Here is a 12,803-nt window from a genome sequence, read left to right on the forward strand (position 1 = left end):
CGGGTTTGTTGCGGTCTGCGGCGGTGTCGTGGCTGGTCGCGCAGTTCCCCGCGCCCCTTTTGGGCCTGCGGCCCTTCTGGGGCCTTCGGCCCCCTTCGCGGCTAGAGGTCGTCCCAGTTCTCCAGGGCGTCCTCCTCCGTTTCCTCCTCCGACTCGTTCAGTTCGAACCAGATGGTCTTGCCGTCGCCGCGGGGGGCCACGCCCCAGGAGTTCGCCAGGTACTCGATGAGGAGCAGGCCGCGGCCGGACGACGCCAGTTCGCCGGGGCGGCGCCTGTGGGGTGGCTCGATGCTGCTGTCGGTGACCTCCACCCGCATGCACTCCTGTCCGGGGATGCCGGTGACCTCCGCGACGAGCCGGGCGTCGCCGTCGGTGTGCCTGAGGACGTTCGCGAGGAGTTCCGACACCAGCAGCTCCGCCGAGTCGACCTGCTCGCGGTCCGGCCAGTCGTGCAGCAGCTCGCGGAGCTGCGTGCGGGCCTGCGCGATCCGCTCCGGCTCCGCCTGCGCGACCGCCAGCGTGGTGCGCCGGGCCGCCTGGCCCGGCAGCGGCTCGCCGGTCCTGCGCAGCAGCATCAGGGCGATGTCGTCGTCGCGGCGGTCGATGTACGGGCCGGTCGTGTGGTGCGACGCGGGGCCGTGCACGGCCTCGATGAGGGTGTCCGCCAGCGTCTCCAGGTCCTGGGGGCCGTAGGTCTCCAGCAGGGACTTGATCCGGCCCCAGCCGGTCAGCAGGTCGTGACCGCCGGTCTCCGCGAGGCCGTCCGTGCAGAGCAGCATCGTCTCGCCGGGCTCCAGGACGAGGTGCGTGATCGGGAAGTCCGCGTCCTCGTCGATGCCGAGCGGCAGCCCGCCGGTCGTGGGCCGCAGCAGCGTGGTGCCGTCCGGCATGTGCACCACCGGGTCGAGGTGGCCCGCGCGGGCGATCGTGAGCGTGCCGGAGGACGGGTCCACCTCCACGTACAGGCAGGTGGCGAAGCGATCGTCCGCGGGGTGCGCGGGGCCGCCGGCCGGCCTGACGCCGTAGTCGTCGTCGCCACCGCCGTTGTCGGCCGACCCGCCCTGGGTCCGGGAGCCGCCGGCGCTGGAGATGTCGGCGAGGAAGCGGTTGGCGCGGCTGAGCACGGCGTCCGGGCTGTGCCCCTCCGCGGCGTAGGCGCGCAGCGCGATCCGCAGCTGCCCCATGAGTCCCGCGGCCCGTACGTCATGCCCCTGCACATCGCCGATGACCAGGGCGATCCGGCCGGTCGGCAGCGTGATCACGTCGTACCAGTCGCCGCCCACCTCCATGCCGCCGCCGGTCGGCACGTACCGGCCCGACACGCCGAGGCCGGGCACCCGCGGGCCGAGGTCCGGCATCATCGAGCGCTGGAGGCCCTCGGTGAGCTCCTTCTGCGTCTCCTCGGCACCCGCCCGGAAGAGCGCCTGCCCGAGCATCCTGGCGACGGTCGTCAGCACGGACCGCTCGTCCGGCGTGAACTGCACCGGGTTCGTGAACGCCGCAAGCCACGCGCCCAGGGTCCGGCCGCCCGACGTCAGCGGCATGACGGCCCACGCCCCGCGCTTGAACCGCCTGGCCAGCGGCCAGAAGCCCGGGTAACGCCTCTGGTACTCCTCCGGCGAGATGTAGAGCGCGTGACCGGTGCGTATCACCTCCGCGGCGGGGTGGCCCGAGGCGAGCGGCATCTCCATGAACGGGTCCATGTCGCCCGGCTTGTGCCCGTGGTGCCCGACCAGCACCATCCGGTCGCCCTCGGTGCCGAAGACCGCCAGGCCGTCCGGTGAGAAGCCCGGCATGGACAGTCCCGCGGCCACCCGCAGCACCTCGGCCGTGGACCGCGCCTCCGCCAGCGCCCGGCCCGCGTCCAGCAGGAACGCCTCCCGGGAGCGTCGCCAGTCCCCGGTGATCTCGTCGAGTCCCGGGGACGATCCTGTGACCTCCTGGAGGGTTCCGGTCATCTCGTAGCTGTCGCTCGCGGCGTCCACGAACGGCATGCAGCGCGCCCGTACCACCCGGATCACGTGGTTGCGGTCGTCCATGATCCGCAGCCGGACCTCGGCGACGGTGCCCTCGGTGATGGCCAGGCGGGAGACGCTGTCGAGTTCGTTCCAGTCGACGGGGTGGAAGCGTGGACGTATGTTCGCCGACGGCATGGTCACCGCCCGGGCGGGCAGGCCGACCAGGCGGGCCGCCTGCGCGTCCAGCGTGACCAGGCCCGCCTCCTCGTCCCAGCGCCACACGCCGGTGCTCACCGCTGACAGCACGGTGGCCGCGTCGGGCAGCGCGCCCTGCGCCGGCCTGCCGACCCTTGCGGCGGGCTCCTCGGCCTCGGCGGCGGGCTCCGCGGATCGGGTGTCGGCTTCTGTGCCCTCGGCGGCGGGCGCGGCGGTTTCGGTGGCGGCTTCTGTGCCTTCGGTCGCGGCCTCTGCGCCCTCGGTGCCGGTCTTCGCGGCCTCGGTGTCGGCCTCTGTGCCCCCGGCGTCAGCCTCCGTGCCCTCGGTGTCCGTCCCCGCGGCCCCGGCGGCCGGGGAGCCCGAGGCGTCCGGGGCCCGGCCGTCGGGCTCAGGTGCGCCCGGCAGCGACCGGTCCTCGGGTGGCGCGTCTCCCGCGTGCCGCGGGCGTGAGTCATCCCCTACGGGCCGGAGGGGATTATTGGTGCGCATCACTCCACTCTAGGAACATGTGCGCGTAAAGGGCGACTGACTGTGACTCTGCCGGGGCCCCGGTCCGTACGGTCCGGACGGTAACCTTGAGGGCCGGCCATCGCCGCCCGGAGCCCCCGCGAGGGCACGGCACGGCCCTCGGCCGTCCGCACCACCGCGCCCCGCCCGCCGGGGCGCCCTCAGGCCCCCGGGCCACCGGCGGCACGGGGCCGGGCACGGCCTCTGCTCCACGACGACGTCCGACGAACGTCCGAACAACATCCGAACAACATCCGACGACATACGACGACTGGGATAGACGATGCACCGATACAGGTCCCACACGTGCGGCGAACTCAGGTCCACCGACGTCGGCACCGACGTCCGGCTGAGCGGCTGGCTGCACAATCGCCGGGATCTCGGCGGCATCCTCTTCATCGACCTCCGCGACCACCACGGCATCACCCAGCTCGTCGCCCGCCCCGGCACCGCGGCGGCCGAGGCGCTGGACAAGCTCTCCAAGGAGACCGTGGTCCGCGTGGACGGCTCGGTGGTCTCCCGCGGCGCGGAGAACATCAACCCCGAGCTGCCCACCGGCGAGATCGAGATCGAGGCGTCCGAGGTGGAGGTCCTCGGAGAGGCCGCCCCGCTGCCCTTCACGGTGAACGCCGAGGACGGCGTCAACGAGGAGCGCCGCCTGGAGTACCGCTTCCTCGACCTGCGCCGCGCCCGGATGCACCGGAACATCATGCTGCGCACGGCCGTGATCGCCGCGATCCGCCAGAAGATGACCGCGCTCGGCTTCAACGAGCTGGCGACGCCCATCCTCACCGCCACCTCGCCCGAGGGCGCCCGCGACTTCGTGGTGCCGTCCCGGATCCACCCGGGCAGGTTCTACGCCCTCCCGCAGGCGCCGCAGCAGTTCAAGCAGCTGCTGATGATCGCCGGCTTCGACCGCTACTTCCAGATCGCGCCCTGCTTCCGCGACGAGGACGCCCGCGCGGACCGCTCGCCCGGCGAGTTCTACCAGCTCGACCTGGAGATGTCGTTCGTCGAGCAGGAGGACGTCTTCCAGCCGGTCGAGAAGCTGATGACCGAGCTGTTCGAGGAGTTCGGCGGCGGCCGGCACGTCTCCTCGCCGTTCCCGCGCATCCCCTACCGGGAGGCGATGGACAAGTACGGCTCCGACAAGCCGGACCTGCGGGCGGAGCTGGAGCTCGTCGACGTCTCCGACGTCTTCGCCTCCTCCGGCTTCAAGGCCTTCGCGGGCAAGCACGTGCGGGCGCTGCCGGTGCCGGGCGTGGACGACCAGCCGCGCCGGTTCTTCGACCAGCTCGGCGAGTTCGCCGTCGAGCAGGGCGCCAAGGGCCTCGCGTGGGTGCGGGTCGGCGCGGACGGCGCGCTGTCGGGCCCGATCGCGAAGTTCCTCACCGAGGAGGACATCGCCGAGCTCACCAAGCGGCTCGCGCTCGTCCCGGGGCACGCCGTCTTCTTCGGCGCGGGGGAGTACGACGAGGTCTCCCGGATCATGGGCGCGGTCCGCGTGGAGACCGCCCGCCGCTCCGGCAACTTCACCGAGGACGTCTTCCGCTTCTGCTGGGTGGTGGACTTCCCGATGTACGAGCGGAACGAGGACACCGGGCAGATCGACTTCTCGCACAACCCGTTCTCGATGCCGCAGGGCGGCCTGGACGCGCTCAAGACCAAGGACCCGCTGGATGTGCTGGCCTGGCAGTACGACATCGTGTGCAACGGCGTCGAGCTGTCCTCCGGCGCGATCAGGAACCACGAGCCGGAGATCATGCTGACGGCGTTCGAGATCGCCGGGTACGAGCGGGAGACGGTGGAGCGGGAGTTCGCCGGCATGCTGCGGGCGCTCCGCTTCGGGGCGCCGCCGCACGGTGGGATCGCGCCCGGGGTGGACCGGATCGTGATGCTGCTCGCGGATGAGCCGAACATCCGGGAGACGATCGCCTTCCCGTTGAACGGGCAGGCGCAGGATCTGATGATGGGCGCGCCGTCCGAGCTGACGGAGGCACGGCTGCGGGAGCTGCACATCTCGCTGCGGCGTCCGGCTCAGTAGCGGTGCGGTAAGGCCTGGCGTCCTGGCCCGCGGTCGGTTGCGGTTCCGTCTCCGGCTGCGGGCCGTGGCCGTTCTTGCGCTCACGCGGCGGAGCCGCATGTCGGACACAGCCCCGCGCCCCTTTGTCGCGCAGTTCCCCGCGCCCCTTATCAGGGGCTGTCCCTTTCGGCCGGTGACGATACGCGCGTCTCGTCGTGGCTGGTCGCGCCCACGCGGCGGAGCCGCATATCAAACACAGCCCCGCGCCCCTTTCGGGGCGCGACTTCACCGGCACGCAAGGCGCCCTGAAGGGGCGCGGGGAACGGCGCGAGCAACCAGGACGAAAGTCGCAGATCACTATCGGCCGAAAGGGGCAGCCCCTGATGAGGGGCGCGGGGAACTGCGCGAAGAACCACGACGAGACCCGCGCATCGCCGCCGGCCGAAAGGGGCAGCCCGGTCCGCCGGCGGCCACCGGCAGGTGGCCCCGAACGAGGCGGACCGGGCGAGGGGTGAACGGGGCCGTCAGGCCTCCGGGCGTTCCTCCAGGCGCGGGAAGAGCGCCTCCCCCTTGGTGACCGTGGCCCCGGCCGGCAGGCGCCCCCACTCGCCGGCCTCGGCGACCCGCTGATCGGCGAGCGCGCCGAGGGCCGCCTCCGCGCCCAGGGACTCCCACAGCTTCCGGGAGGTGTCCGGCATCACGGGGTTCAGCAGGACGGCGACCGCCCGCAGCGCCTCCGCCGCGGTGTAGAGGATCGTGGCGAGGCGCGCCTGCCCCTCCTCGCTCTTGTCTTTGGCCACCTTCCACGGCTCCTGCTCGGTCAGGTAGCCGTTGACCAGCCGGACGAACTCGAAGACCGCGGCGATGCCGCCGGAGAAGTCCAGCTCCTCGCCGATCCTCCGGTCCGCCTCCGCGACCGCCTTCGCCAGGCCCTCGTGCACCGCGGTCTCCGCCGCGCCCACCGCCGTCGCCTCCGGCAGCGTCCCGTCGAAGTAGCGGCTGACCATCGCCGTCACCCGCGAGGCCAGATTGCCGTAGTCGTTGGCCAGCTCGCTCGTGTACCGGGCGGAGAAGTCCTCCCAGGAGAACGATCCGTCCTGGCCGTAGGCGATGGCGCGCAGGAAGTACCAGCGGTACGCGTCGACGCCGAAGTGCGACGTCAGGTCCTGCGGCTTGATGCCGGTGAGGTTGGACTTCGACATCTTCTCGCCGCTGACGAGCAGCCAGCCGTTCGCGAAGACCCGGCCGGGCACCGGCAGGCCGTTCGCCATCAGCATCGCGGGCCAGATGATCGCGTGGAAGCGCAGGATGTCCTTGCCGACGAGGTGGATGTCGGCCGGGAAGATCGAGTCGAACCTGTCCTGGTCGGCGCCGTAGCCCACGGCCGTCGCGTAGTTCAGCAGCGCGTCGATCCACACGTAGATGACGTGCTTGTCGTCCCAGGGCACCTTGATGCCCCAGTCGAACGTGGAGCGCGAGATCGACAGGTCCTGGAGGCCCTGCCGGACGAAATTCACGACCTCGTTCCGCGCGGACTCGGGCTGGACGAAGTCCGGGTGCGCCTCGTAGAGCTCCAGCAGCTTCGGGCCGTACTCGCTCAGCCGGAAGAAGTAGTTCTCCTCCTTGAGGATCTCCACCGGCGTCTTGTGCACGGGGCACAGCTTCTGCCCGGCGAAGGCACCCTCGCCGTCCAGCAGCTCCCCGGGGAGCTTGTACTCCTCGCAGCCCACGCAGTACGGGCCCTCGTAGCCGCCCTTGTAGACCTCGCCCTTGTCGTACAGCGCCTGGACGAACTCCTGCACGCGGTCGGTGTGCCGCTTCTCCGTGGTGCGGATGAAATCGTCGTTCGCGATCTCCAGGTGCTCCCAGAGGGGCTTCCAGGCCTCCTCGACGAGCTTGTCGCACCACTCCTGGGGGGTGACGCCGTTCGCCTGGGCGGTGCGCATGATCTTCTGACCGTGCTCGTCCGTGCCGGTGAGGTACCACACCTTCTCGCCGCGCTGACGGTGCCAGCGGGTGAGCACGTCGCCTGCGACGGTCGTGTAGGCGTGGCCCAGGTGAGGAGCGTCGTTGACGTAATAGATGGGGGTGGAGACGTAGTACGCCTTGCCACCCTGCTTCTCTGATCCAGTGGCCGCCATGGTCGAAATCCTACTGGCCCGGAAGGAGGCGGCTCACATGCGTTACGCACGGTGATGGGGCGTGGCCCCGCGGGAGGCGGCACCGGGGCGGGGCCGGGGGCCGGACACGGGGCCGCTCCGGCCCCCCACCAGGGACTCCCCCAGGGGCTTCACTCAGGGGATTCCCTGAGGGATTCCCTGAGCGAGTCCCCTGAGGGGTCAGCTCTCCAGGAGACGCGCGGTGCCTACGGGCGCCAGGCGGCGAGCAGGCCGTCGTACAGCTCGGCGTCGGTCAGCTCGCGCGGCTCGGGCCCGGCGTGGAAGAACGCGGCGTTGTCCGCCTTGAGCTTCCGCAGGTAGTCGAAGCCCTTCGAGTCGTGCTCGCCGAACGCCACGAACTGGAAGAACAGCGGCAGCCGCGCCGCGTTCGCCAGCGCCTCGGTGGCCGGGCCCTTGGTGTCCGGCGGGCCGTCCGTCTGGAACACCACCAGCGCCGGGCCCGTGGCACCCGACTTCTCGTAGTCGGCGACGACCTCCTCGACCGCCCGGTGGTAGCTGGTGCGCCCCATCCGGCCGGCGGCCTCGTGCAGCTCGTCGACCTTGCCGTCGTAGGAGTCGAGGGCCAGCTCGCCCGTCCCGTCGATGTCCGTCGAGAAGAACACGACGTGCACGGTCGCCTCGGGGTCGGTGTGCGCGGCCAGCGCGAGCACCTGCTCACCGAGGCTCTGTGCGGAGCCGTCCTTGTAGTACGGGCGCATGGACCCCGAGCGGTCGAGCACGAGGTACACCCGTGCCCGCGCCCCGGCGATCCCGGCCCGCTCCAGCGCGTCACCGGCGGCCCGGTAGGCCACGGCCAGCCCCGGCGCGACCTCGTCGACGCGCTCGGCGTTCCCGCCTGCGACGGCTGCGGGGGCGGTGACGGCGACCGGTTCGGGGGCGGCGGCGGGTTCGGGGGCGGCGGGGTCGGCGGGGGGTTCGGTCACGGTCGGTTCCGGAGCGGTCAGCTCCGTGACGGCCGGTTCCGCGGTCGCCGGTTCGGTGGCGGCCGGTTCCGCGGCGGCCGGTTCCGTGGCCGTCGGTTCCGTGACGGTCGGCTCCGCGGTGGCGGCGGGTTCGGGAGCGGCCAGCTCGGGCTCCGGCTCGGGGGCCGCGGCTTCGGCGGTCTCCGCGGCGGGTTCCGGGGCTCCGGCGACTGCTTCCGGCTCCGGGGCGTCCTGGGCGGGCGTGGTCTCGGGCTCTGTCTCTGTCTCGGTCTCGGGCTCGGCCTGGGATTCCGCATCCGGCACCGCGTCGGCCACGGGTTCGGGCGCGGCCTCGGCCACGACCACGGGCTCCGGTGCGCTCTCGGCCTCCGCCTCGGCCTTCACAGACGGCTCCGGTTCCGGCGTGGCCGCCGTCTCCGTCTCCGGCTCGGGTTCGGTGACGGCCGGAGCCGTGGTGGACGCCTCGGGTGCCTCCGCGGCGACGACGTCCACCGTCTCCTCCCGGGCCTCAGCGGTGGCCGTCCGCTTCGGCGCGTCCGACCCCGCCTCCGCCCGGTCGAAGGCCGCGGCCACGAGATCGTTCGCGGCGGACCCCTCCGCCGGAGCCGAGCCCTCCGCGGCGGACGCGGCAGACGCCGACGCGGTCTCGGCCGACGCATTCTCGGCCGACGCGGTCTCGGTGGACGTGGTCTCGGCGGATGTGGCCTCAGTGGACGCCGCAGAAGAGGACGAGTCGTCCACCGGGACACCCGACTGCCCCCGCTTCCGGGACCGCCCTCCCCACGAATCCCGCAGCCGACTCAGAATGCCCATGTGCACAACCCTCCGCGTGACGTGCTTCCCAAGATCCCTGGTAACCCATGGCCAGGACGGACACGTAAGGTTAGCCCCCACGAGACTGGATCTTGGCGAGGGTGGCGGGGGTCTCCGGGACGTCCGCAAACGTCTGTTCCGGTTCGCGAACCTCTAGAGGTTTGTCACCTCGGCCCGCAGGAACGGCATCTCCTCCTCGCGCGGCGAGGGCGCTTCCGCCCCCGGCGGGGTGTGCGTCCGCCGCAACCACTCGCGGTAGGCGGGCGCTTCCCACGCCACCTCCCAGTACGCCTCCTCCAGTTGCGGGAAGACCGCGTCGGCCTCCGCCTCGGAGCGGGCGGCGAGCAGCAGCCGTACGCCGATGGGATCCCCTTCCAGCGGCCTGATCACCAGCTCGGGGCGGGCGCGCGAGGAGGGCTGGCTGACCGTGACCACCTCGCCGCTGGCGACCAGGGAGGACGCGGTGAGGTAGTCGCCGTGCAGCATGAACGGGTCGAGCCCGGCGTTCCGGAACACCCGGCACAGGGCGTCCCATTCGCCGTCGACCGTGGCGTCCACCATCCACCGGTCCGCGGCGAGGTCCCCGAGCCGCACCACAGGGTGGGCCGCCGCGGGGTGGTCCGCGGCGATCATCACGAACTGCGGCTCGCGCTCCACCAGCACGCGGACGTCGAGTTCGGGAGGGACGCGCAGCGGGGTGCCCTCCACCTCGTGGACGAACGCCACGTCGAGCTGGCCGGCGGCGGCCATGCGCAGGAGCGCGTTGGCGGAGACGTCCATCTGGAGGGTGGGTTCGCGGCCGGAAGGGCCCGCGCGTAGCCGGCGCAGCCATCCCGGTATGGCGCGGCTCGCGGTGGCGCCGATCCGCAGGTTCGGCCCGCCGGCGGCGCGCGCCGCGGCCGAGCGCGCCTCGCGTACCAGCGCGGACAGCTCCGCGACCAGCGGCCGGGCCCGGCTGAGCACCGCCCTGCCGAGCGGAGTGGGGCGGCAGCCGGTGCGCTCGCGTGCGAAGAGCTGGCCGCCCAGGGCATGCTCGATACGGCGGAGCTGGGTGCTCAACGACGGCTGGGCCATGCCGAGTTCGCGTGCGGCCTTGTGCAGGCTGCCCGTGTCGGCGATGGCGCACAGTACGCGAAGGTGCCTGACCTCCAGCTCCATGGCCACCGAGGTTAGGCCCGGCCCCGGCGCCGCGCCAGATGGTCAAATGGGGCCAAAGTTCTGCCAGTCGGGAGCTGATAGCTCCGCGCTATCCCCAAGTGCCATCATCCGCGAGGACGGTGGGCTCCGTGAGACTCCTGCTACCAATCGTTCGTTCTCGACCCCACACCCGAACGAATTCAGGAGCCCCCCACATGTCCATGAACAGGAAGCCCTCGAAGAGAATCCTCGCCCTGGCGCTCGGTCTCGGTCTCGCCTCCGCGGCGCTGACCACCGCCGGCCCCGCCGTCGCGCAGCCCGCCGCCTCCCACGCCTCCACCACCGCCTCGCAGGCACGGTACGAGGCTTCGGGCGAGAACGCGGCGAACAACCGCGCGTTCTTCGAGGCCGTGCTCAAGGCGGCGGCGAAGAAGCACGCGGAGCACCCCGAGCTCAAGGCCGTCACCCTCACGTACGACCCCTCCGACGCGCCGAGCTACCGGTCGCAGATATCCAGCGCCGCCTCGATCTGGAACGGCGCCGTGTCCAACGTCAAGCTCGCCGCGGGCGGCGGCGGCTCGGACTTCTACTACACCGAGGGCGACGACCCGCGCGGTTCGTACGCGTCCACGGACGGCCACGGCAGCGGGTTCATCTTCATCGACCACGCGCAGAGCCAGCAGTACGACCAGATCCGGATCGTGGCGCACGAGACCGGTCACGTGCTCGGGCTGCCGGACCACTACGAGGGTCCGTGCAGCGAGCTGATGTCCGGGGGCGGGCCCGGCCCGTCCTGCACGAACCGGAACCCCGACGCGAACGAGCGGGCGCGGGTGGACCAGCTCTGGGCGAATGGGTTCGACAAGGCGCTGGAGAAGCTGAGCGCGGTTCGCTAGTCCGGTAGTCCGGCCTGTCGGCCGGTTCCGGCCGGGTGGGTGGGCTCTTGCGGGCCCTCCCGCTCGGTGGGGCCGGCCGGCTCGGGCGGCTGGGTTCTCCTCCCCCGCGGGTGGTCTGCCGGCTGACCGCCGGTGGGGGGATTGCGCAGTTCCCCGCGCCCCTGATCGGGGCTGTGCCCCTTCCTGCTGGTGGGTATCCGCGGGCTCGTCGTGGTGTTTTGCGCAGTTCCCCGCGCCCCTTGTCAGGGACGCGTGCCCCCTCCTGCCGGTGGAATCCGCGGGTCTCGTCGTGCGTCGTTCGCGCTCGCGCGGCGGGGCCGCACATCGGGACGTCGGCAGCGCCCCGCGCCCTTGTCTCTTCTGCTCTCTTCCGCTAGCTCCGGCCTCCCCCGGCCGTCACCCCCCACCGGTGCGAACCGCTCTCCCACCGTGCGGTTCGTGTCGTCATGGACGGTCCGGGGAGGCCGGCTCCATGCCCGGAGCCGGGTGCGGTGTGCTGTGCAGGACGAGATCCGCGAGCAGGGCCCGGTGGTCGGTGCCCGGCAGTTTCAGGAAGCGGGCGTGGCGGGCCGAGAAGTCGGCGCTGACGATGACGTGGTCGATCTGGCGTGACACCGTCGGTACCGGCGGCCCGGCAGCCGATGACGGCACTCACGGCGGCGAGGAGGACCCCGGCGAGCAGGGCAGCACCGGGCCGCGTCCGGCGCTCGGTCCACCCACCCATTCCTGCCCGCATCCTCTCGCATCCCGCTCCGACCCCGGTTGCCCCTGATCAGTGGGCCCTGATCAGGGGCGCGGGGAACTGCGCAAGACCCCCGACTGGCGGGCAGCCGATACGCGACCGTCAGGCCCGCTGGTCAGGGGCGCGGGGAAGTGCGCAAAATCCCCGACTGGCGGGCAGCCGATACGCGACCGTCAGGCCCGCTGGTCAGGGGCGCGGGGAAGTGCGCAAAATCCCCGACCGGCGGGCAGCCGATACGCGACCGTCAGGCCCGCTGGTCAGGGGCGCGGGGAACTGCGCGAAAAGCCCCCACCGGCAGGCAGCCGACCCCCGACCGCAGGGGACGAACCCGGCCGACCCGGCGAAAGCCGGTCACGGCGGGGGCGGCCGACGCCGGGTCAGATACGTGAGCATGGCCACCGCAAGACTCGCCCCCAGAATGCTCCACGCGGCCACCCACAGCGAATGCGTCAACGCGTCGTAGACGGCCCCGGCCGCCGCCCGCGAGACATCCGGCGGCAGATCCCCGAGCGCGAACCCCCGCCCCACCGCGATCGCCCCCAGCAGCACCGCGGCACCCAGCGCGGTCCCCAGCGCGGTGGCCGCCACCGCGCGTCGTCGGCGCACCGCGGCCAGCACACCCCCCGCCGCACACCCCACGGCCGCGATCGGCAGCCACACCCCCATCACCTGAAGCATCCGGAACCCCTTCCGTGACACCGCCAGATCGTCGGCCCCGAGCACCGTCACGTCGGAGTGCTCCACCGGGATGTGCTCGGCGAACGGCACGGAGTCGTCGAGGAGCTGCTGCTTGACGTGGGCGCTGATCGGCGCCAGGTCGAAGCCGACCTTGCCGCTGTGCCCGCTGCGCAGCTCCTGGAGCACCGCGTCGTGGGTGGCGCGGTTCGCCGCGTTCCAGGCGGCCCGGAACGCCTTGGTGCCGGTGAACGACCGCACCGCGTCGTTCACGAAGGTCTGGACGCTGCCGTGCAGGGGGCCGCGTCCGCCGGATTCGCCGCCGACACGCTCGTTGTGGCTGAGGTAGGTCATGATCGCACCGGTGACGGCGTTCGCCACGTCGTCCTTGACGGCGGTGTCGTAGGCCAGCGGCTCCATGGTCGCCACGTACGTGTCGGTGTCGGCGATGTCGTGGACGGCCCACGCGGAGACCGCCGCCAGGGGCACCAGGGCGCAGGCGACGGTGAGGAGCACCGTCGACAGGATGATCCGCAGGGTGGTGCGTCGCTGGGACATACCCTCAAGGCAAAAGCCCTGGTGCGCGGGGCGCGACCGGGGGGACTGCATCCGGGTGCCGCCCGCCCGCCGCGGCCCGGGACCCGGTCGTGGGCGCCGACCCCGGCACTCGGGCGCCGCGCGCGTCAGCGCGGCCGCCGGAGGCGTCAGCGCGGGCAGAAGGTGTAGTGCGGGA

General features: G+C 72.3%; 8 protein-coding genes. 2 read left to right on the forward strand and 6 right to left on the reverse strand.

Annotation, left to right across the window (positions count from 1 at the left end; all coding sequences use genetic code 11):
- Positions 1-101: 101 nt before the first annotated feature.
- Entirely contained in the window at positions 102-2,663 is a 2,562-nt protein-coding gene (locus Sm713_RS28760) for a SpoIIE family protein phosphatase (RefSeq protein WP_212912925.1), read from the reverse strand.
- 301 nt (positions 2,664-2,964) lie between these two features.
- Between Sm713_RS28760 and aspS the strand changes: the two genes are divergently transcribed.
- Positions 2,965-4,725 carry an aspartate--tRNA ligase gene (gene aspS / locus Sm713_RS28765; protein WP_212912926.1) on the forward strand — a complete coding sequence of 587 codons (1,761 nt, stop codon included), beginning with the start codon at positions 2,965-2,967 and terminating at the stop codon, positions 4,723-4,725.
- A gap of 503 nt (positions 4,726-5,228) precedes the next feature.
- Here aspS and metG read toward each other — a convergent pair.
- From metG to Sm713_RS28780, 3 genes are all read right to left on the reverse strand, one after another.
- Positions 5,229-6,845, reverse strand: a complete 1,617-nt coding sequence (gene metG / locus Sm713_RS28770) for a methionine--tRNA ligase (protein ID WP_212912927.1) — start codon at positions 6,843-6,845, stop codon at positions 5,229-5,231.
- A gap of 224 nt (positions 6,846-7,069) precedes the next feature.
- The gene (locus tag Sm713_RS28775; RefSeq protein WP_308293198.1) at positions 7,070-8,548 is read right to left on the reverse strand and encodes a VWA domain-containing protein; all 1,479 of its coding nucleotides are present in this window, start codon (positions 8,546-8,548) and stop codon (positions 7,070-7,072) included.
- 225 nt (positions 8,549-8,773) lie between these two features.
- Positions 8,774-9,778, reverse strand: coding sequence for a LysR family transcriptional regulator (locus Sm713_RS28780; protein WP_212912929.1), 1,005 nt, complete (start codon positions 9,776-9,778; stop codon positions 8,774-8,776).
- Between the two features lie 194 nt (positions 9,779-9,972).
- On the opposite strand from Sm713_RS28780, the gene snpA reads away from it, so the two are divergent.
- On the forward strand, positions 9,973-10,653 hold the full coding sequence (gene snpA / locus Sm713_RS28785; protein ID WP_212912930.1) for a snapalysin: 681 nt from the start codon (positions 9,973-9,975) through the stop codon (positions 10,651-10,653).
- Between the two features lie 444 nt (positions 10,654-11,097).
- On the opposite strand, the gene Sm713_RS28790 is transcribed toward snpA, so the two are convergent.
- Positions 11,098-11,268, reverse strand: a complete 171-nt coding sequence (locus Sm713_RS28790; protein ID WP_374196084.1) for a hypothetical protein — start codon at positions 11,266-11,268, stop codon at positions 11,098-11,100.
- Positions 11,269-11,746: 478 nt separating this feature from the next.
- Positions 11,747-12,628 carry a hypothetical protein gene (locus Sm713_RS28795; RefSeq protein WP_212912931.1) on the reverse strand — a complete coding sequence of 294 codons (882 nt, stop codon included), beginning with the start codon at positions 12,626-12,628 and terminating at the stop codon, positions 11,747-11,749.
- Positions 12,629-12,803: the final 175 nt, after the last annotated feature.

It is taken from the genome of Streptomyces sp. TS71-3 (genome assembly GCF_018327685.1).
Lineage (GTDB): Bacteria > Actinomycetota > Actinomycetes > Streptomycetales > Streptomycetaceae > Streptomyces.

Coding starts and splice junctions, on each gene's coding strand:
- Sm713_RS28760 (WP_212912925.1), bottom strand. CDS start 2,663: ATGCGCACCAATAATCCCCTCCGGCCCGTAGGGGATGACTCACGCCCG.
- aspS (WP_212912926.1), top strand. CDS start 2,965: ATGCACCGATACAGGTCCCACACGTGCGGCGAACTCAGGTCCACCGAC.
- metG (WP_212912927.1), bottom strand. CDS start 6,845: ATGGCGGCCACTGGATCAGAGAAGCAGGGTGGCAAGGCGTACTACGTC.
- Sm713_RS28780 (WP_212912929.1), bottom strand. CDS start 9,778: ATGGAGCTGGAGGTCAGGCACCTTCGCGTACTGTGCGCCATCGCCGAC.
- snpA (WP_212912930.1), top strand. CDS start 9,973: ATGTCCATGAACAGGAAGCCCTCGAAGAGAATCCTCGCCCTGGCGCTC.
- Sm713_RS28795 (WP_212912931.1), bottom strand. CDS start 12,628: ATGTCCCAGCGACGCACCACCCTGCGGATCATCCTGTCGACGGTGCTC.